Source organism: Sphingobacterium detergens (assembly GCF_003610355.1).
GTDB lineage: Bacteria > Bacteroidota > Bacteroidia > Sphingobacteriales > Sphingobacteriaceae > Sphingobacterium > Sphingobacterium detergens.
In genome coordinates this window covers 375,662-394,792 of record NZ_RAPY01000002.1, presented here as the reverse complement: position 1 = coordinate 394,792, position 19,131 = coordinate 375,662, and the positions used below count along the sequence as shown (strand labels likewise).

The 19,131-nt window shown below is 38.3% G+C and carries 17 protein-coding genes; 11 read left to right on the top strand and 6 right to left on the bottom strand.

The window, feature by feature from the left end; translation table 11 throughout:
• The first annotated feature begins 2 nt into the window (after positions 1 to 2).
• Entirely contained in the window at positions 3 to 1,625 is a 1,623-nt protein-coding gene (gene lnt / locus DFQ12_RS13690; protein WP_120260010.1) for an apolipoprotein N-acyltransferase, read from the top strand.
• 315 nt (positions 1,626 to 1,940) lie between these two features.
• The gene (locus DFQ12_RS13685; protein WP_120259619.1) at positions 1,941 to 3,077 is read left to right on the top strand and encodes a cysteine desulfurase family protein; all 1,137 of its coding nucleotides are present in this window, start codon (positions 1,941 to 1,943) and stop codon (positions 3,075 to 3,077) included.
• An 81-nt stretch (positions 3,078 to 3,158) separates the two neighbouring features.
• On the opposite strand, the gene DFQ12_RS13680 is transcribed toward DFQ12_RS13685, so the two are convergent.
• Together DFQ12_RS13680 and DFQ12_RS13675 are read right to left on the bottom strand one after the other, a co-directional pair.
• A complete protein-coding gene (locus DFQ12_RS13680; RefSeq protein ID WP_120259618.1) occupies positions 3,159 to 3,578 on the bottom strand; it encodes a copper resistance protein NlpE in 420 nt (139 codons plus the stop codon).
• A gap of 85 nt (positions 3,579 to 3,663) precedes the next feature.
• Positions 3,664 to 3,996: a tetratricopeptide repeat protein gene (locus tag DFQ12_RS13675; protein ID WP_120259617.1), complete on the bottom strand. Its 333-nt coding sequence runs from the start codon at positions 3,994 to 3,996 to the stop codon at positions 3,664 to 3,666.
• Positions 3,997 to 4,591: 595 nt separating this feature from the next.
• Here DFQ12_RS13675 and DFQ12_RS13670 point away from each other — a divergent pair.
• The 5 genes from DFQ12_RS13670 (at position 4,592) to DFQ12_RS13650 (ending at position 9,922) form a co-directional block, all read left to right on the top strand.
• Positions 4,592 to 5,329, top strand: a complete 738-nt coding sequence (locus DFQ12_RS13670; protein WP_120259616.1) for an electron transfer flavoprotein subunit beta/FixA family protein — start codon at positions 4,592 to 4,594, stop codon at positions 5,327 to 5,329.
• A gap of 21 nt (positions 5,330 to 5,350) precedes the next feature.
• A complete protein-coding gene (locus tag DFQ12_RS13665) occupies positions 5,351 to 6,325 on the top strand; it encodes an electron transfer flavoprotein subunit alpha/FixB family protein (protein WP_120259615.1) in 975 nt (324 codons plus the stop codon).
• Positions 6,326 to 6,527: 202 nt separating this feature from the next.
• Positions 6,528 to 7,154 carry a bifunctional nuclease family protein gene (locus tag DFQ12_RS13660; protein ID WP_120259614.1) on the top strand — a complete coding sequence of 209 codons (627 nt, stop codon included), beginning with the start codon at positions 6,528 to 6,530 and terminating at the stop codon, positions 7,152 to 7,154.
• Between the two features lie 45 nt (positions 7,155 to 7,199).
• Positions 7,200 to 8,564, top strand: coding sequence for a nucleoside permease (locus DFQ12_RS13655; protein ID WP_120259613.1), 1,365 nt, complete (start codon positions 7,200 to 7,202; stop codon positions 8,562 to 8,564).
• Positions 8,565 to 8,608: 44 nt separating this feature from the next.
• Entirely contained in the window at positions 8,609 to 9,922 is a 1,314-nt protein-coding gene (locus DFQ12_RS13650) for a mechanosensitive ion channel family protein (protein ID WP_208642550.1), read from the top strand.
• A 444-nt stretch (positions 9,923 to 10,366) separates the two neighbouring features.
• Here DFQ12_RS13650 and DFQ12_RS13645 read toward each other — a convergent pair whose 3' ends face one another.
• From DFQ12_RS13645 to DFQ12_RS13635, 3 genes are all read right to left on the bottom strand, one after another.
• Positions 10,367 to 11,926, bottom strand: a complete 1,560-nt coding sequence (locus DFQ12_RS13645; RefSeq protein ID WP_120259612.1) for a calcineurin-like phosphoesterase C-terminal domain-containing protein — start codon at positions 11,924 to 11,926, stop codon at positions 10,367 to 10,369.
• Positions 11,927 to 12,356: 430 nt separating this feature from the next.
• Positions 12,357 to 12,776: a hypothetical protein gene (locus tag DFQ12_RS13640; RefSeq protein ID WP_120260009.1), complete on the bottom strand. Its 420-nt coding sequence runs from the start codon at positions 12,774 to 12,776 to the stop codon at positions 12,357 to 12,359.
• 175 nt (positions 12,777 to 12,951) lie between these two features.
• The gene (locus DFQ12_RS13635; protein ID WP_244211743.1) at positions 12,952 to 13,617 is read right to left on the bottom strand and encodes a C40 family peptidase; all 666 of its coding nucleotides are present in this window, start codon (positions 13,615 to 13,617) and stop codon (positions 12,952 to 12,954) included.
• Between the two features lie 199 nt (positions 13,618 to 13,816).
• On the opposite strand from DFQ12_RS13635, the gene DFQ12_RS13630 reads away from it, so the two are divergent.
• The gene (locus DFQ12_RS13630; RefSeq protein ID WP_120259611.1) at positions 13,817 to 14,713 is read left to right on the top strand and encodes an EamA family transporter; all 897 of its coding nucleotides are present in this window, start codon (positions 13,817 to 13,819) and stop codon (positions 14,711 to 14,713) included.
• A gap of 163 nt (positions 14,714 to 14,876) precedes the next feature.
• Here the strand turns inward: DFQ12_RS13630 and mtaB are convergent, their stop codons facing one another.
• Entirely contained in the window at positions 14,877 to 16,199 is a 1,323-nt protein-coding gene (gene mtaB / locus DFQ12_RS13625; RefSeq protein ID WP_120259610.1) for a tRNA (N(6)-L-threonylcarbamoyladenosine(37)-C(2))-methylthiotransferase MtaB, read from the bottom strand.
• Positions 16,200 to 16,483: 284 nt separating this feature from the next.
• Here mtaB and DFQ12_RS13620 point away from each other — a divergent pair, with 284 nt between their 5' ends.
• The 3 genes from DFQ12_RS13620 to DFQ12_RS13610 all read left to right on the top strand — a co-directional run bounded on the left by DFQ12_RS13620 (position 16,484) and on the right by DFQ12_RS13610 (position 19,124).
• The gene (locus DFQ12_RS13620) at positions 16,484 to 17,305 is read left to right on the top strand and encodes a thymidylate synthase (protein ID WP_120259609.1); all 822 of its coding nucleotides are present in this window, start codon (positions 16,484 to 16,486) and stop codon (positions 17,303 to 17,305) included.
• Between the two features lie 71 nt (positions 17,306 to 17,376).
• On the top strand, positions 17,377 to 17,871 hold the full coding sequence (locus DFQ12_RS13615; protein WP_120259608.1) for a dihydrofolate reductase: 495 nt from the start codon (positions 17,377 to 17,379) through the stop codon (positions 17,869 to 17,871).
• Between the two features lie 8 nt (positions 17,872 to 17,879).
• On the top strand, positions 17,880 to 19,124 hold the full coding sequence (locus DFQ12_RS13610; protein ID WP_120259607.1) for a serine hydrolase: 1,245 nt from the start codon (positions 17,880 to 17,882) through the stop codon (positions 19,122 to 19,124).
• The last annotated feature ends 7 nt before the right edge of the window (positions 19,125 to 19,131 follow it).

Here is a 19,131-nt window from a genome sequence, read left to right as displayed (position 1 = left end):
TTGTGAAGAACAACTATTTATTGGCACTTTTAAGTGCCTTTTTATTGTGGTTGGGTTGGCCCCCCATCCCTTATTCCAGCGTATTGCTTTTTATCGGCTTTTTACCCTTATTGATTGCGCTGGAAAATATCATCCGTAATGATACAATTAAAAAGAAAGGTAAAAAGATCTTTCTAACGGCAGGTCTGACGGCAGTCATCTGGAATACCGCATCCATTTATTGGGTATACAATTCCATCTCTGCAGTTATGCCTCCTTTTGCCGCGATTTTGATCAGTTTGATCCCCTTCTGTCTGGGCGCTGCATTAATGGCCATCGCATTCAACTTATACTATCGATTAAGACGTAAGACTTCGCTGTTGTTATCCCTTTTTGGATTAATGGGATTTTGGATCAGTTATGAATTTCTTCATGCTACTTGGGATCTTGCATTTCCATGGATGACTTTAGGAAACGGCTTTGCTAATTTTCATCAATTGATTCAATGGTACGACATCACTGGTGTATACGGCGGATCAATATGGATCTGGTTGGTCAATATCTTAGTTTTTGTAATCTACCTCAATAGAAAAGGTATCTACCAACTCAAAAATAGGATAGTTCCCATTCTTTGTCTAGTGCTGGTCTTATGTGTTCCAACGGTCTATTCATTGGTTCGCTATTTCAAGTACGAGGAACACCAAAACCCAGCCCAGGTGGTAGTGGTCCAGCCCAATGTGAACCCTTACATCAAGTTTCAGATCAGTCCCGAGGAGCAATTAAACACCTTGTTTTCACTGTCAAGTTCAGTAGCCAAACCTAATACGGAATTTTTTATCTGGCCTGAAACGGCTCTTTCCCAAAATGGTGATTTTGATGAAGAAAACCTGCGTGAAACGTATTCCTATCAGCGTATTCTAAAATTTTTGGATCAATACAAAAATGGCAATGTCTTATCGGGTATAGAGAGTTATCAATTATATAATTATGCGAAGACAGCAACTGCACGTGAAATTGCCCCGAACATTTACCAGGATAATTTTAATGCAGCAACATTGATCGATTACTCATCCAAGCTGCAATTTTACCATAAATCTAAATTGGTTCCTGGCGTAGAACAAATGCCCTTTGGTGCTGCGATGAATTTTTTAAAACCTTTGTTTAAAGCTTTTGGAGGTACGACAGGTGGCTATGGAAAACAAGCAGAACCTTCGGTTTTCTATGCACAAAGTGGTATTGGCGCAGCTCCTGTCATCTGCTATGAATCTATCTGGGGAGATTATGTGGCAAAATATGTTAAAAAAGGCGCACAGTTTATTGCGATCATCACCAACGATGGCTGGTGGGGCAATACTTCTGGAAAAGACCAACATTTGCAATATGCAAAATTAAGGGCCATCGAAAATCGACGCTGGGTTGCCCGATCGGCGAATACCGGAATCTCCGGTTTTATCAATCAACGTGGTGATATCGTACAACAGACAAAATGGTGGGAGCCCGCAGCATTGAATCAGGAGATCAATTTGAGCGAAGAGATTACAACATATACCAAAGTAGGTGACATCGCTGCATATCTTGGTCTAGCAATCGCTTTGGGTGGATTTCTTCTAATAATTGTACGCAGACGCCGTCCACATTTACTATAACGCCGTAGCAAGTTCCTCCTCAAATGTATATTTGTCATAGATAGTGAACCCCAAAGGTTTTTATTTAACTTTTGGGGTACACTTCAACCTCGAGACAACAAGTTTGCCCCTATTCCCCTCATATTCCCCCAAACAATTCCATATCAAAGATCCAATTCACAACGGATACACTTTTACTTTTTTGAGGTCTTCTGATTTCAATCGAAAAGCTCTCCATCCCTATTCAGCCCTCCAATAGAAAAAAACGACTAAATTATGATGAAAATAAGTCATTTAATGCATTTGATTTACTTTTGAGATTTGTAATTTTGCATCATGCAAGTATATTTTGACAATGCTGCGACTACAGCCTTAGATCCTGAAGTTATAAAAGTAATGGTAGATGTCATGGATAACAATTTTGGAAATCCATCTTCTATCCATAGTCACGGAAGACAAGTAAAAACAATAGTAGAAAAGGCCCGGAAAACAATCGCCAACCTACTCCATGTATCTCCGGCAGAAATTTTCTTTACCTCGGGTGGAACCGAAGCCGATAATATGGCGATCGTACGTTCGATCACGGACTTTGGCATCACACATGCAATTACCTCACCGATAGAGCACCATGCTGTTCTACATACCTTGGAGGAGCTGGAGAAGCAAGGAAAAGTTCATCTTGATCTGCTTCATGTGGACAACAAGGGGAATCTTGACCTGAATCAACTGGAAGAGCTTTTAAGTAGCAATCCCCGTACCTTTGTTTCCATTATGCACGCCAATAATGAAATTGGCAACCTGAATGATATCCAACGTATATCGGAATTATGCCAACAATACAATGCGATATTTCACTCGGATACCGTGCAGACCATGGGCCATTATCCGCATGATCTAGGGCATCTTAAAATCGATTTCATTACAGGTGCAGCGCACAAGTTTCACGGACCAAAAGGTGTAGGTTTTCTCTATATCAATGCAAATAATAAAATTAAACCATTGATTTATGGTGGAGCTCAAGAGCGAAATATGCGTGGCGGAACTGAGAATGTTTATGGGATAGCGGGGCTCGCCAAAGCTTTAGAACTTGCCTATGAGCATATGGAAGAACATCAAGCTTATATTCAGGCGCTTAAATCGTATATGATTGATGAGCTGCAAAAAGCGATTCCAGATATTGATTTCAATGGAGTTATCGAGCCTAGTAAATCGCTATATACGGTACTAAACGTATCCTTCCCTTGCAGTGACCTTGCTGATATGTTGCTATTCAATCTGGACATTTCGGGCATATCATGCTCAGGAGGAAGCGCCTGTAGTTCAGGAACAGATATTGGGTCTCATGTATTGGGAGCTATTAAAACAAATTCAGACCGTCCATCGGTCAGATTCTCCTTTTGCAAAAACAACACAAAAGAAGAAGTGGATTTTGTTGTGTCAACCTTAAAAGAACTTTGTACAAAAAATAAATAGCAATAAGTCTACTAAACAAAAAAACCGAAGAGAATTCTCTTCGGTTTTTTTCTATGTAGGTATTATATCGTTCAATAAATTTCAGTTTTTCGTCAGCACATAGTATTTGGAGATATCCCCGGTAATATCATTACCTGATAGATCCAACTGGCTTAGGAAATGGTTGCCTAATTTGAATTTGTAATCAACGCCGTCCAGTGTAATAATGTTTCCATCCAATTTCCATTTTCCTTCACGCACAAAAACATCATCACTTTTGTTCAGATATTTGGACGAATATTTATAGGAGTTGTCTTTGTGTAATGAGATCAATGTTTCAATGCCATCGCAGTCGGCACAGGGCATCACCCCTTTATATTCTCCGATCACGATTTCCGCTCTGTCTCTTCCCTTTAATTCTTGCAAATTATCTTTATAGGCAGCCACACTCTGTTTGGGATTGTCACATCCCCCCAATACAATCATTACCAACAATCCCACTGTCCAAATAAACCTTTTCATCTCATTCCAAATTCAAAAAAATCAGCATCTAATAGTTACACCCTTAAAATTCATAACAAATTAGATACCAAAAATTTAGAATGGATTAAAAATCATCATCGTCATCCTCTACTAAAAATGACAAAGCTCCCTGTAACTCTCCCAATGCATGGAAATTACGGCTTTTGCGTGCTATTTCAATTCCATTTTTATAGGTTGCAATTGCAGGTTCCTGTTTGTCCAGTTTTTCATATAATTTTCCCAGATGATAATATGTTCCCACATAGTCGGGATGGTTTTCTATCAGCTTTTCAAATCTGGCCACAGCTTCCTGTTCGTCATTCAGCTTCAGATACTCCGCAGCAATGGCGTATTTTAAAAAAGGATCTTCAGGGCTCTCTTTCAAAAATTCGTTGAGTTGATCCAATCGTGTTGACATATCTTTTTTATTTCAAATTTAACTAAAATTGCGTTTATCTGTAAACAATTGTTTTAATTCCCCAGTAACTGCCGTGCCGTAAATCAAGCCATTCGGCACACTTCTCTCGTAATGATCAAGTGAATTCAATTTAGTGTTCTAAATCTCAGCTATATCTCGGCAATAAAATCTAAATCATGGTCGCTTCTTACACAATCATAATAGTAGCCAAATGAAAGTCATCCTAAAAAGCTGTCACCTTTCAACTTCATCAAACAAACAACGAAGCTATATTGCTAGTTTGCTCCAAGCAATTGAACATTAAATGCTACAGTCTGAACAATTCGTCGAAGTAAAAATACTATGCTAGCATATAAAATGACATTATACTGACGCATGATCTTCATTAAAAAAAAGAATACTGAAACTGTCAAAATTTAACAAATACAAACAAAATAAGCCGAAAAATTCAAAATACGGCAAAAATAACAAGACATAAACCATACAAATTAAAAATAACACAACAGCACAAGTGAACCCTGAGACAAAATTTTAAGCGGGTCGGGGCTTTTTATTTGATAGAAAATATGGTAAGTTTGGGTAAAACCAATCGTATATGAAAATATTAGTTTGTATAAGTAATGTCCCTGACACTACATCGAAGATCACTTTTACAAATGACAACACTGCCTTTAATACAGCTGGGGTGCAGTTTATTATAAACCCTTATGATGAGATTGCCCTTTCAAAGGCAGTTGAATTGGCTGAAGGAGGAAAAGGAACAGTGACTGTCATCAATGTTGGAGATGCATCCACCGATGCGACCATTCGCAAAGCATTGGCTATAGGCGCAGACAATGCCGTACGTATTAATGCTATTCCCAGAGATGCCTGGTTTGTGGCCAATCAAATCGCAAATTACGCAAAGGACAATGCTTTTGATCTGATTTTAACCGGACGAGAATCCATCGATTATAATGGTGCTCAGGTCGGTGCAATAGTTGCCGAATTGCTGAATATACCATCCGTCTCTATCGCCAAAAAGGTTGATATAACTGCTGATTCCGTCAGTATTGAACGTGAAATAGAAGGTGGAAAAGAAGTCGTAACGTCTAAACTTCCCATTGTTATTGGCACAGCGGAAGGAGTAGCCGAGCCTAAGATACCCAATATGCGTGGTATTATGAGTGCTCGTACCAAACCATTGGATGTGCTGGAACCGTCCGCAGTTGATACACTTTCCCACATTGTTAATTATGAGACTCCAGCTCCACGCGGCACTGTAAAACTCGTTGATGCTGCAGAAGTGGAGAAACTGGTTTCTCTATTACATGATGAGGCCAAAGTTATTTAATCATTAAATTCCGAAAAAACTATGTCAATACTAGTATATGTAGAAAATACCGATGGAAAATTCAAAAAGTCTGCTTTTGAAGTAGTTTCTTATGCGAAAGCCATCGCTGATAATACAAACACTGATCTTGTCGCCATTTCCATTGGTAATGTTGCGCAGGATGAACTTGCTGCACTGGGCAACTATGGTGCTTCCAAAGTACTCAACGTCAATAACGAGCAACTCTCCTCTTTCGTCAATCAGGCTTATGCGAGCATTGTCGCTGAAGCTGTCAAGAGCATAGGAGCTAATCTGCTTGTACTTTCCAATTCATTCTCAGGTAAAGGACTTGCTCCCCGGATTGCTGCAAAACTCCATGCTGCACTTGCAGATGGCGCGCTATCCCTACCAACTATTGAAGGCGAAAAATTAACTGTTAAAAAGACCGCATTTTCAAATAAAGCATTTGCCACAGTAGAATTGACCGCAGCAATCAAGGTCATTGCCCTTAGTCCCAATGCTTACGAGACCAAGGAAACCGGAGGCACTGCTGTGGTTGAATCATTTACGGCAAATATTGCCCAAACAGACTTCTCTACAATTGTTAAGGAGATTGTACGTGCGACAGATAAAGTTTCATTACCAGAGGCAGAAATCGTTGTCTCCGCAGGCCGTGGACTAAAGGGCCCTGAAAACTGGGGAATGATCGAAGAATTAGCAGATGTACTTGGTGCCGCCACAGCATGTTCAAAACCTGTTTCCGATGCAGGATGGCGTCCCCATTCTGAACACGTTGGCCAAACGGGTATTGTTGTGAGTCCTAATCTCTATATCGCAATTGGTATCTCAGGTGCCATCCAACACTTGGCTGGGGTCAGCTCATCGAAAACTATTGTTGTCATCAACAAGGATCCCGAAGCGCCATTCTTCAAAGTTGCTGATTATGGTATCGTTGGTGATGCCTTTGATATTGTACCCAAATTGACACAAGCATTAAAAGCTTACAAAAGTAGTTAAGCTTTTTATACCATATTTCCCTCCCCATTCATAAAAAAGTGAATGGGGTGTTTTTGTTTTGCCTTTAAATATTTGCACTCTCCACATTCGAAAAGGTCTTAATTACTAAGGAGAAATCGATAAATTTGTTTCACACAGAACGTAATTATAATTGCATATAAAAGCAAATTTATCTAAGTTTGTACACCGCTTTGGAATTAAAATGAAGAAAATCAGATTAGATATAGTTGGTTTATCCTATAGTCAAACACAGTCTGGGGCTTATGCCCTGGTATTGGGAGAAGTGGAGGGCAACAGAAGATTGCCCATCATTATTGGTAGCCATGAAGCCCAAGCTATTGCTATTCGGATAGAAAAAATGATTCCAAGCCGCCCCCTTACGCATGACCTATTTCAATCTTTCGCGGAATCTTTTGGTATTAAACTCGTTGAGGTACTTATCTATAACTTGATTGAGGGCATTTTTTATGCAAAGATTATTTGTTCTGACGGCAACAAAATGGTTGAAATTGATGCACGAACCTCCGATGCCGTTGCGCTGGCCGTTCGATTTGAAGCACCAATTTATGCCTACGAATTTATCATGTCATCTGCGGGAATCATTATTGAGGGACATGAATTCGCATTTTTGGAAAATCTGGACAAAGCCAACAAAGTACAAGATCCCAGTATGGTTGAGGTCGAAGAAAAGACTCCTTCCAAATCCCCTAACAACCCTTTTTCTTCGTTGACAGACGAACAATTGGAGCAAGCACTCAACCAAGCATTAACGGAAGAGAATTACGAGCAAGCAGCGTTGATTAGGGATGAAATTTCCAAAAGAAAATAACTCCTCTCTCTAAAGCGAAACAAAAACTCTAAATAATATCGTTTTATGTCTATTAAATTAAGATTGACCATTATGAGCTTCTTTCAGTTTTTTGTCTGGGGAGCATGGTTGATTACAATAGCTAACTATTGGTTTGGCACAAAGCAATGGGATGGCACACAATTCGGCGCTATCTTCGCGACAATGGGAATAGCTTCGCTATTTATGCCAACACTAATGGGGATCATTGCAGACCGCTGGATAAATGCTGAAAAACTATATTTTATGCTGCATTTATGTTATGCTGCTGTTCTTTTTTATCTACCGCAGGTAAATGATCCTAACACCTTTTTTTATGCGATGCTCGCGGCGATGTGTTTCTACATGCCTACATTGGCCCTGTCCAACTCAATCGCTTATACAGCGTTGAATGAAAACAACTACGATCTGGTCAAAGCATTCCCCCCTATCCGTGTCTTCGGAACTATTGGATTTATTGTAGCGATGTGGATTACAAATCTAACAGGCAATAAAGCAACAGCATATCAATTTTATATTGCTGGAACAGCGGCCTTGGCCTTAAGTCTCTACGCCTTTACATTACCAAAATGTCCTCCAAAAAAATTACAGCAGGAAAATGCATCTTGGACACAACTATTAGGATTAGAAGCTTTTAAATTATTTGGAAACTATAAAATGGCTCTCTTCTTTATATTTTCCATGTTTTTGGGGGCTGCACTACAATTAACCAATGCCTATGGAGATGTATTTCTGGACGAATTTAAATTCTACCCGAAGTTTGCGGAATCTTTTGTTGTGAAATACTCAACGATCATCATGTCGATTTCGCAGATATCAGAGACACTTTTTATTTTGGCAATCCCGTTTTTCCTAAAAAGATTTGGTATTAAGAAAGTCATGTTGATCTCTATGTTTGCTTGGGTCTTGCGCTTCGGCTTATTCTCGTTCGGAGATCCGGCAGGAGGCTTATGGATGATTGTACTTTCTTGTATCGTCTATGGAATGGCATTCGACTTTTTCAATATCTCAGGTTCCCTATTTGTAGAGACATCTACAACTTCGAGCATTCGTAGTTCTGCCCAAGGCTTATTTATGATGATGACAAATGGTTTTGGTGCCGTGTTTGGCAGTTTCGCTTCTGGTTGGATTATTGATCATTATTTTACCAAAAGCTTTCAGAATGGACAAGATCTTGCCCAATATCTGGATACCAATATCAATGATACACATTTCCTTAATTTTCTGAAGGAAAAAAATATCTCCCTATTACCTGACGGGACACTGAACAATAGTCTTATGCTCAAGGATTGGCATGACATCTGGCTTGCCTTTGCCATCTACACGCTGATTATAGCAATTCTCTTCGCTGTATTTTTTAGACATAAACATGAACGTGAATCTCAAAATTAAAAATAACAAAAAGCCGCAAATGCGGCTTTTTGTATATTTGCAGGATGCAAAACACAGCAACAGAATTGTTGAAGGATTCTCAATCCCAAATTTATAACTGGACTTTTCAATGGATTAAAAATCTTGGTTTGGATAACCAAACCAATCATTTTATCAACTCAATTATTTTATTGTTGTTGGTTGTCTTATTTTTGATCATTGTTGATTATTTCAGCAAAAAAACACTCTTATTATTAACGATCAAAGCCATCCGAAGAAGCACCAACCGATTTGATGACTTATTGATTCGGAATAAAACGTTAAAACTGGTTGCCCATTTTGTCCCCATATTGGTCGCACAGTATATCATACCCGTTATTTTCATGGGTTTTCCGAATTGGAAAGAAAACATCAACAAATTGCTGGCGATTGCCACTACGGTTGTAAGTTTGCTGATTGTACACTCCTTGTTAAAAAGTATTCGGGATATATTACGAACAAAAAAATCCTTTGCGGACAAACCATTAGAAAGCTATTTACAAGTCTGTCAGATCATCATGCTCTTTATCGGTGGTACCATCTGTTTTTCGATCTTAACAGGCAGTTCTCCATGGTCATTTCTGTTATCACTGGGTGCAGCCTCAGCGATCCTGATGCTGGTCTTCAAAGACACCATCCTAGGTTTTGTCGCTAGTATACAGGTCTCGGCCAATGATTCAATACGTGTCGGCGACTGGATAGAAATGCCTAAATACGGAGCCGATGGGACCGTAAAGGAAATCAATCTCAACAATGTTAAAGTGCAAAACTTCGACAAGACCATCACAACAATCCCAACACATACCTTATTATCGGATTCCTTTAAGAATTATAGGGGCATGCAGCAATCTGGGGGAAGGCGCTTGAAAAGAGCTATAAATATTAAAATCTCCACAATCCGCTTTTTAGATAATGAAGAGATCGAAGGACTAAAGAATATACAGATTCTCCGTTCCTATATCGAAGAACGTGCGAGAACAATAGATGAATTTAACAGCATTCATCAGATTGATCCGTCCAATCCAATTAATGGCAGAAAAATGACCAATTTGGGTATGTTTCGTGCCTATGCACTTACCTACCTCCGTCAGAATCCCCATATCCATAAAACCATGCCCCTAATGGTACGGCAGTTGGCATCAACCGAACATGGGGTACCGATCGAACTTTACTTCTTTGTCAATGATATACGCTGGGAATATTATGAAGGCATTGTATCCGATGTTTTTGACCATCTGTTTGCCGCCACAAAATATTTTGACCTCGAAATATTTGAAAATCCCGCTTCGGATGATTTTAGACAATTTATAAGAGCACAAAAAATCAGTGTATTGAATTAGTGCCAGTCACAAGCACTATCCATAAAAACAGTGAAAGGTAATCCGGGGAGATTACCTTTTCACTTTAAAAACAAACTAAATTTTTAGACGTGTTTCACAACAGATCTACACATTAACCCTAACTCTTTATGAATCAAAAATTACTCTACACAAATATAGGACTGCTATGTTAAGTCCATCTTAAGCTAACTTTAAACTTAAAACAATTCGACAAATAGTTATTTAAATCATTTAATTCGCATCTTTTATCAATAAATTATACTTCGATGAGCTTAAAATAAATGTTGGCTCGTCAACTGAACCAATCCCATAAGATTGTGTACCAAACCTGTTAGCATTGTTCTCCGATTAATTCTTTACCCTTATCGCAATAGGGATACTGCTATGTTTCCAAAAGAAAAGGCAATCCGAAGATTGCCTTTTCCTGGAATAGTAAATACTCAATTATTCCACCACAATACTTTTCGTCGCGAAATGTTCTCTGTTGAACATATCTATTGCCCTAATTTCGATCTGATATTCCCCTGTTTTAAGTTTCGGCAAATTCGTTACCCACAGATGGCTGGATTTTTCCGGATTAGATGGGCGGCGAGTTGTCATCAGCTTTTCGGCGGTATCATATTTCGCTAGCGATTTTAAGAAAGCGGGGTCACTCTCGTTAACATATTCCATCTCTTTCCAATCTCCTTGGTTAATTCGATAAGCCACTTTATCCCCTTCCCTACCAATAAAGAAGTTTGCATAAATCGGGTATCTTTTCGTATACTTTTCAGGTACTACGGAAGCACCATAAATATCGATCTGATAGCTTGCTGGCTTACCGACCACTTTATAATCGAAACTATATTGATTACCTTCAATTTTCAAAACGGCATAACCCTTTGGTGTACCGTCCCGCATGGTCGAAACCGGAATTCCTTTGTCGTTCAGCTCCCCTGAATACCAATCTCCTGATGTGGTTCCGACATTATATTCGTGGTGCGCATGTTCCTGTTTCCAGCCATCTTTCTGTCCATAAAAATATTGACGTTGAAAATGTGTATGTGCCGAAAGCGAAAGTGTGTGTTCAAAAGGGGCTAAAATATCAAAAAGACGCTGTCTGTCTTCATTGCGAAACACATTAGAGTTTTCATGATATAATGGAATATGGAAGGAAAGGACAACCAATTTGTCTTTAGCTACCTGCTTTAAGTCATTCTCAACAAAATCCAATTGATCTTTCCGAAAACCTCCGAGATACCCTTTTCCGGTACGTGGGTTGGGGTAGATAATATTGTCCAATACAATAAAGTGTGCATTGCCATAATTAAAGGAATAATTATTAGGGCCAAAAGTTCGCTCAAAAGACTCATCCGAAAGGCTGTCGGTTTTGGCATCATAATTCATGTCGTGATTTCCCATGACATTATACCAAGGTAATCCCATCGTAGAAATGACCGACTTGTATTTTGGCTGAAGAGACAAATCATCACCGACTAAATCTCCTAGACTGATTCCGAATTTAGCGACAGATTTATCAGCGATTTCATTGATGATGCCATTCTTAAAAAATCCCAATTCTTCCTCGGTATATGCTTGTGGGTCACCAAAGACAAAAGCGGAAAAATTGGCTTGCTCATCTTGTTGATATAAAGCAAAGTTCACGCTTGCAGGGATTTTACCCGTTGCAGTAACACCGGGATATTTTGATGCTGGACTACCATTAACTTTATGTATATAATAGAATTTTGGATGGTTATTCTCATCTAATGGTACTGCATATCCCGAAGGTTTGACAACGAAAATGATATTATCATTTCCAACTGGTAATTGATAGTTACCATCTTTATCTGTAGCAACAACTTCGCGACCGTTACTGACCGAAACAGACGCTATCCCTTTCTCATGCTTATCTAGTTTTCCGTTTCTGTTTACATCTAGAAAAACTTTTCCCTTTGCAAATTCTTGTGCTTGTACTGTCTGGGCCAGCGCCAAAGAAATCGCCAATGCCATAAATGTTTTCATATCGAACGTTAGTTTTGCCGCTAAAGTACCCTATTAGCATTAAGACAATATCAATTGAATATAAAGGATTCGTAAATATAAACCTGTATCAAGTGGTGACCAACTTAACAAATAACACGTAATTAGTTCTTATATAATAGGGATTTAAATCGGACTTTATACGTGTTTATCCGAATGAGGTCCGAGTGAGGTCCGTATAAGGTTCTTATCAAGTTCCTGTTAGTTTACTCTTTATTATGAATTTGCCCACCACTTGATCTAAGGTTTTCCAGCATAATTGCATTCAAATTTTAGGATTGTAATGGCATGAAATTATTTGAATAATTTGGTCTATCGATAAAGGATTCCATTAAATCGAAAAAGCGTAAAAAAAAGAAGGAGAAACCAAATGCTTGGTCTCTCCTTCTCTCAATAAATATATTTATCGTTATTATCTTGCTTGGGCAGTCGCTAACATACGATTTACTTCGTCTATCATCGATTTAGCGGCATCATGCATCCGTGGATTGCCTGCAAAGTCCGCATCTAAAGTGACACGTTTTGATTTATCTTTGTAATTATATTCCAGATAAAAACGAGGTACTTTAGAATTTGTGGAGTCCTTTTTCCATTCTGGACCCGTCATATCAGTATCTAAATTCCAAAACCCTAATTCCATTGCTTTGCGGTGCAAATACAATAGATCATCTTTTGTGAACTTTACAGTATCCGTAATTAATGAATCTTGTTTGTCTAAATATTTATAGATACGCGTTTTTGAATTGTATTCATTGACCATATGATTCGGTTCACCATATTTAAATTCAATTGATTCAAAATCAGCAAAACGGAAAGGTGCGTTTTTAATCATATTGCTATAATAATAAACACAATACATTAAAAATGGCACAATAATACAAAGGCCTAAAAAAATCTTTTTACTCTTTATTGTCATTTCTATAAAATTTTGACAAAAATAAGGATTTATATAGGGTATAAAAGTTTATGTCAAGATATGACATAAAACCTACATGGATTTCACCTGGTTAGATCTTTGGAGAACCTGCATCAACGAAAGTTTTGGCGTACCAGCTATCCGTCAAATCTGATATAATAACCCCTTTGCGCGTTGAGACATGAACAAATTTATTGTTGTGTAAGTATACGCCCACATGGTCAATTCCTTTTTTACCGAAAGAAAAAAATACCAAATCACCTTCTTCCAATTTCTCAGGCTTCTTTCTTTTCACAATGCCTTCCATATCTCGTGATGTCCGTGGAAGATTACCTTTGTAGACTTCGATATATAATAAATTAACAAAACCCGAACAATCCACTCCACTTTTGGTCTGTCCCCCCATTCGATGCGGTATTCCCATCCAGTCGTCGATAAATGAATAGAGTTGTGGGTTTAGCTTCTTCGTATTTACATTCAGTAAGGAGGCATAATTATCAAGACGAGATCCAGAAAATGTTTTTCCTCGCGCCGAACTTGCATCTGTCAACACCGAACCACTGGAGGAACGTGAACCGGAGGTAAGTACTTTTTTCTTCGTTGAACAACTGCTCAAGAATAGTAATGCACTTAAAAAGAAGATAAAATAAGATTTAGCAATCATTATGTTCGATTTACTTTCCGGTAAGACAAACTTAAATAAATTGCCCCTGATATACAACCTATTTGCTCCCTTCATAAAAAACAATTTATTCATTCTTCCTATTTTATTGATAAGCTATTCGTCATAAAGGATTATTTCCAAGTACTGAGTAATTAAGATTGATTGATTGATTGAAGCTTTTAGTTCAACTATCCTCAATAGCTTCGGATCTATCCTTTTTCCCTACCAAGAACGAAGGATCAGAAAAAGAATTGTTCAGAAATCGTAACTTTGCCGCCTAATTTATTTGAGAATGGAAAAATTAAAAGGTGCATTAGCCGTCTTTTTAGGTGCGAGTAGTTTTGGAATACTATCAACGTTTGTAAAAAAAGCATATGGTCAGGGGCTTACTTTAGGCGAGGTAACAGGGATTCAGGTATTATTTGGCATGCTTATGCTTTGGCTTATCTTTATTGCGATCAAGCTATTTTCTGGGAAAACCTTTCAATCTTCAACTAAAAAATCATCTTGGATCAAAATCTTGATCAGTGGCACATCAACGGGTCTGGTGAGTGTCTTATACTATAAATGTGTACAGTTGGTTCCGGCATCTCTTGCAATTGTCCTACTGATGCAGTATATATGGATTGGTGTGGTTATTGAATTTATCTTTTTCAAAACAAAACCATCAAAAAACAACTTGATCGGTATTGGTATCGTATTGATTGCAACATTATTGGCAACAGGGCTCATTGAGAAAGGATTAGAGGATCTTAACTTAACAGGTCTATTATTTGGGTTCCTGGCCGCTACCGCTTATTCGGTTTTTATGATCGTGAATGGCCGTGTGGGTAATGATTATCATCCAATACAAAAAAGTGCAATCATGGTAACAGGTTCCTGTATTTTGATTTTCACGTTATTTCCACCGAACTATTTATTTAATGGTCAATTTGATGCTAATTTTCTACATTTTGGACTGATTCTATCTTTATTTGGCACCGTCATTCCACCATTGCTATTCGCTTATGGTTTACCAAAAACGGGCTTCTCTTTAGGTGGAATATTAAGTTCCGCAGAATTGCCTGTAGCAACCTGTATGTCTTATTTTATATTACATGAATCCGTTTCGTTGGTACAATGGATCGGTGTTCTTTTGATTTTAGGTACAGTGATCTGGTTAAATGCCGCAAAAAGCAGTGCGCACTAATCAAAAGCGTACATTTCAAAACACGATCTCAGATATTCTATACAATCATATTGGATAGAATATCACTTAGGATCGAAAGATCTCGAAATGGAACTTTTCTTTAGTAAAAAAGGGCAATCTTATAGAAGATTGCCCTTTTTATGAATGTATAATTCTTAAAAAATTAATGTGCTAATGTTTCAGGAACCTCCTCAACTTCTACTTCACAGGTATCTGTTACTTCCATAAATTTGACTGGTACAACCTCGTTCACCAATAACGGATCATACAAAGTCCTCACCTTGACATAATTTTTGGAGAAACCATGCATATAACCGTCTTTTTCATCTGCTTCGAACAGGACATCTCCCTGAGCTCCAAGCTGTGATTCATAAAAAGCGCGACGTTTCTTCTCAGAAAGAATATGCAACATCTTACTTCTATCACTACGTTGTGCTCCCGGTACAGCTCCTTCCATTTGGGCCGCAATTGTATTTTCACGCTCCGAATAGGTAAAAACGTGCAAATAGGAAATATCCATATCGTTCAGAAAATTATAGGTATCGATAAAGTCCTCACGCGTTTCTCCTGGAAATCCAACAATCACGTCAACACCTATACAACAGTTCGGCATTAATGACTTGATGAATTTCACACGCTCTGTATACAACTCCCGTTTATATCTCCGGCGCATCAAGCTCAAAATCTTGTTATTTCCTGACTGTAATGGCATATGAAAATGCGGAACAAATCTTTTGGATTGTGCCACAAATTCGATGATATCGTTTGAAAGAAGATTAGGTTCAATAGAAGAAATACGTATCCGATCGATACCATCCACTTCATCCAGTGCTTTTACCAAATCTAGGAAGCGGTCTTCACGTTTCCCATCCCGAATACCAAAATCACCAATATTAACCCCTGTCAATACGATTTCTTTTACACCCGAAGCAGCAATTTCTTCCGCTTGCTTGACAATCTCTTCAATCTTTCCTGAACGGCTTCCACCACGTGCCAAAGGGATTGTACAGAAAGTACATGAATAGTCACATCCATCCTGTACTTTTAAAAAGGTACGCGTACGGTCGCCTATGGAATAAGCGGACACAAATTGATTGGTTTCATCAATCGGGCCGTTATAAACAATTGTTTTTTCCTGTTTGGTCAAGTCATTGATATGTTCAATGATATTAAATTTCTCAGCAGCTCCCAATACCATATCTACACCAGGAATCTCCGCGATTTCCTTTGGTTTTAGTTGGGCATAACAACCAACAATGGTAATATAGGCATTCGGAGAGTGCTTTAAAGCTTCTTTGACCACTTTTCTACACTTCTTGTCAGCATTGTCCGTTACAGAACATGTATTGATTACATAGACGTCCGCACGGCTATTGAACGCTGTTGTATCATAGCCCGCATCCTTAAATAAACGTCCTATGGATGATGTCTCCGAATAATTCAGTTTACATCCAAGTGTATAAAAAGCTACTTTTTTATTCTCCATAATATTTTGCAAAATTACATTTTTTTTCAGTAACCCCTCTTATCATTTTAAGTTTTGACTTTCTCGTTATAAGGATTTTCCTTAGTTTTGACTATCTTGAAAGGTTGGATGCACTAGAAGATTTAAATTTGATAGCTAAAGGCAGATACAGCATCCATTGGCTATGGTTTTAATGCAATTTTGATATAGAAGGCTATTTAAATAAGCACACACCTATCATATAAGCAGCAGAACATACATATTCAAACCTCAAATATTAAGCGTTTAATAAATAAAACTTACAGATGAAACAATATTTAGATTTACTCAGACACGTATATACGAATGGTGTTGTAAAAACGGATCGTACCGGGACAGGTACCAAAAGTGTCTTTGGATATCAGATGCGTTTCAACCTTCAGGAAGGATTTCCGCTAGTAACAACAAAAAAATTGCACTTGCGATCAATTCTTCATGAGTTAATTTGGTTTTTGAAAGGAGAAACCAATATTCAGTATTTAAAAGAAAATGGCGTGAGTATCTGGGACGAATGGGCTGACGAACAGGGGAACCTAGGCCCTGTCTACGGCTCGCAATGGCGCTCTTGGCCAACACCTGATGGTCGTCATATCGATCAGATCACACAGGTTATCAACCAGCTGAAAAATTCACCTGATTCCCGTCGCATTATTGTATCGGCATGGAATGTTGCTGAAATCGAAAATATGGCTTTGCCTCCTTGTCATGCTTTTTTTCAATTTTATGTAGCACCAGCACAGCCTGAGAAAGGGATTATGAAGCCGCAATTATCCTGTCAGCTTTATCAACGTAGCGCCGACATATTTTTAGGTGTTCCTTTCAATATTGCCTCTTATGCCCTGTTGACGATGATGGTGGCACAAGTCTGTGATATGGAAGCCGCTGAATTTATCCATACATTGGGCGATGCACATATCTATAGCAATCACTTTGAACAAACGGAACTACAGTTGAGCCGTGATCCAAAGCCATTGCCACAAATGAAGATAAACCCAGAGGTGAAAGATATTTTTGATTTCAAATTCGAAGATTTCGAATTGCTGAATTATGAATCACATGCGCATATAAAAGCCCCTGTTGCAGTTTAGGAGAACCTTTTGGAGGCTCTTCTAGGCACAACATCACTTTACACAACAGAACTAATCTACACGACACAAAAATGAGTAACCCAACGATCACATTAATCGTAGCTGCCTCGGAAAACAATGCGATCGGCATCAATAATCAGATGCCTTGGCATTTACCAAATGATTTTAAATATTTTAAAAGAAATACCATTGAGCATTCTGTCCTGATGGGCAGAAAAACCTTTGAGGCCATCGGTAAGGCATTGCCCGATCGAAGAAATATCGTCATCACACGTAATGCTAATTTTCAGGGAGAGGATATTGATGTTGCCAACAGTATCCAGGAGGCTCTTTTATATTGTCGCGACGAGCGTGAGGTATTTATCATCGGTGGAGCAAATATCTATCAACAGGCTTTACCATTGGCAAACAAGGTACTTTTGACACGTGTACACACAACGATTCAGGGAGATGCGTTTTTTCCCGAACTATCATCGGAAGAATGGGAACTGATTTCTGCGGAACCACATCAGGCAGATGATAAGCATGCATTCAACTATACCTTTGAAGTGTATACAAGAAAATAACTATTGGAATGTTGAAATATTTATCTCTTGTTTTCATTATGCTGATGTCCAAGACTTATGCTCAAAAGATAGATACCATATACTTGGAAAAATTACTTCAGAGTCGCCCTGATCTATTCCAACAAATATTAAATCATTCGACAAGGAATGAAGTGCAGATCCTCTACACTCAAATTGATCGTGATGAATCCAATATCCCACACTTCAGGTCTTATAGTTATCGACTGAATCCCAATTGGTATTTCTATCCGGCAAGTACCGTGAAACTGCCAACCGCAATTTTGGCACTGGAAAAAATCAATGATTTACATATTAATGGGCTGACAAAAGATACTCCGCTGCGCATTGACTCTGCTTTTGAAAAACAGACCAAAGTATCCGTGGATGAATCCGCAGTTAATGGTCTTCCGTCAATTGCTCAGTATGTAAAAAAAATATTATTGACCAGTGACAATGATGCCCAAAACAGGCTGTTCGAATTTATTGGCCGTGCTGAGCTAAATGCAAAACTCAAAAAATATGGCACCAAGTACAGTCGAATTGTCAACCGCCTTGCTATAGGTGACAAAGGAATCTGGGCTAAGCATACTAATCCTTTCACCTTCTATAACGGTGACCATATTATCTACCAGCAAAAAGAACAATTCGATCCCAAAGACTATGATATCAAGTTAGCCAATATACTTCAAGGGAAAGGTTACATGAATGATAAAGATGAACTCATCCACGAACCATGGAGTTTTGAAGGGCTAAACGTTTATGCGCTAGCGGATCAACAGCTGATCTTGAAGAAATTACTTTTTCCAGAAGCATTCAAAAGCAAAGACAGGTTTAATTTACAAAAAGAGGATTATACCTTACTCTATGATTATATGTCACGTTATCCATTTGAATCGGATTTCCCAAAATATGATACGACAGAATTTTGGCCAACATATAGCAAATTACTTTTCTATGGACGCGAAAAAAGTGCAAAGCTAAACCCCAATATCCGTATTTTCAATAAGTATGGTGACTCCTATGGGTATAATATTGATAACGCTTATATTGTAGATTTTGAACATGGCGTAGAGTTTCTCCTTGCCGTCGTTGTCCAGTCTAATGAAAACGGTATTTATAATGACGGTATTTATGAATATGAGGCGGTTACCTATCCATTTTTGAAAAACATTGGACAGCTTATCTATCAGGAGGAATTAAAGAGAACAAAAAAAATCAAACCTGATTTATCCAAGTTTGATTTCAGAAAATAACAAAGGG

Bases quoted from the DNA above. Each gene is read 5' to 3' on its own strand.
- DFQ12_RS13665 (WP_120259615.1), top strand. From the start codon at position 5,351: ATGTCAATACTAGTATATGTAGAAAATACCGATGGAAAATTCAAAAAG.
- DFQ12_RS13680 (WP_120259618.1), bottom strand. From the start codon at position 3,578: ATGAAAAGGTTTATTTGGACAGTGGGATTGTTGGTAATGATTGTATTG.
- DFQ12_RS13655 (WP_120259613.1), top strand. From the start codon at position 7,200: ATGTCTATTAAATTAAGATTGACCATTATGAGCTTCTTTCAGTTTTTT.
- DFQ12_RS13610 (WP_120259607.1), top strand. From the start codon at position 17,880: ATGTTGAAATATTTATCTCTTGTTTTCATTATGCTGATGTCCAAGACT.
- DFQ12_RS13640 (WP_120260009.1), bottom strand. From the start codon at position 12,776: ATGATTAAAAACGCACCTTTCCGTTTTGCTGATTTTGAATCAATTGAA.
- DFQ12_RS13635 (WP_244211743.1), bottom strand. From the start codon at position 13,617: ATGAATAAATTGTTTTTTATGAAGGGAGCAAATAGGTTGTATATCAGG.
- mtaB (WP_120259610.1), bottom strand. From the start codon at position 16,199: ATGGAGAATAAAAAAGTAGCTTTTTATACACTTGGATGTAAACTGAAT.
- DFQ12_RS13630 (WP_120259611.1), top strand. From the start codon at position 13,817: ATGGAAAAATTAAAAGGTGCATTAGCCGTCTTTTTAGGTGCGAGTAGT.
- DFQ12_RS13615 (WP_120259608.1), top strand. From the start codon at position 17,377: ATGAGTAACCCAACGATCACATTAATCGTAGCTGCCTCGGAAAACAAT.
- DFQ12_RS13675 (WP_120259617.1), bottom strand. From the start codon at position 3,996: ATGTCAACACGATTGGATCAACTCAACGAATTTTTGAAAGAGAGCCCT.
- DFQ12_RS13685 (WP_120259619.1), top strand. From the start codon at position 1,941: ATGCAAGTATATTTTGACAATGCTGCGACTACAGCCTTAGATCCTGAA.
- DFQ12_RS13650 (WP_208642550.1), top strand. From the start codon at position 8,609: ATGCAAAACACAGCAACAGAATTGTTGAAGGATTCTCAATCCCAAATT.
- DFQ12_RS13660 (WP_120259614.1), top strand. From the start codon at position 6,528: ATGAAGAAAATCAGATTAGATATAGTTGGTTTATCCTATAGTCAAACA.
- DFQ12_RS13620 (WP_120259609.1), top strand. From the start codon at position 16,484: ATGAAACAATATTTAGATTTACTCAGACACGTATATACGAATGGTGTT.
- DFQ12_RS13670 (WP_120259616.1), top strand. From the start codon at position 4,592: ATGAAAATATTAGTTTGTATAAGTAATGTCCCTGACACTACATCGAAG.
- DFQ12_RS13645 (WP_120259612.1), bottom strand. From the start codon at position 11,926: ATGAAAACATTTATGGCATTGGCGATTTCTTTGGCGCTGGCCCAGACA.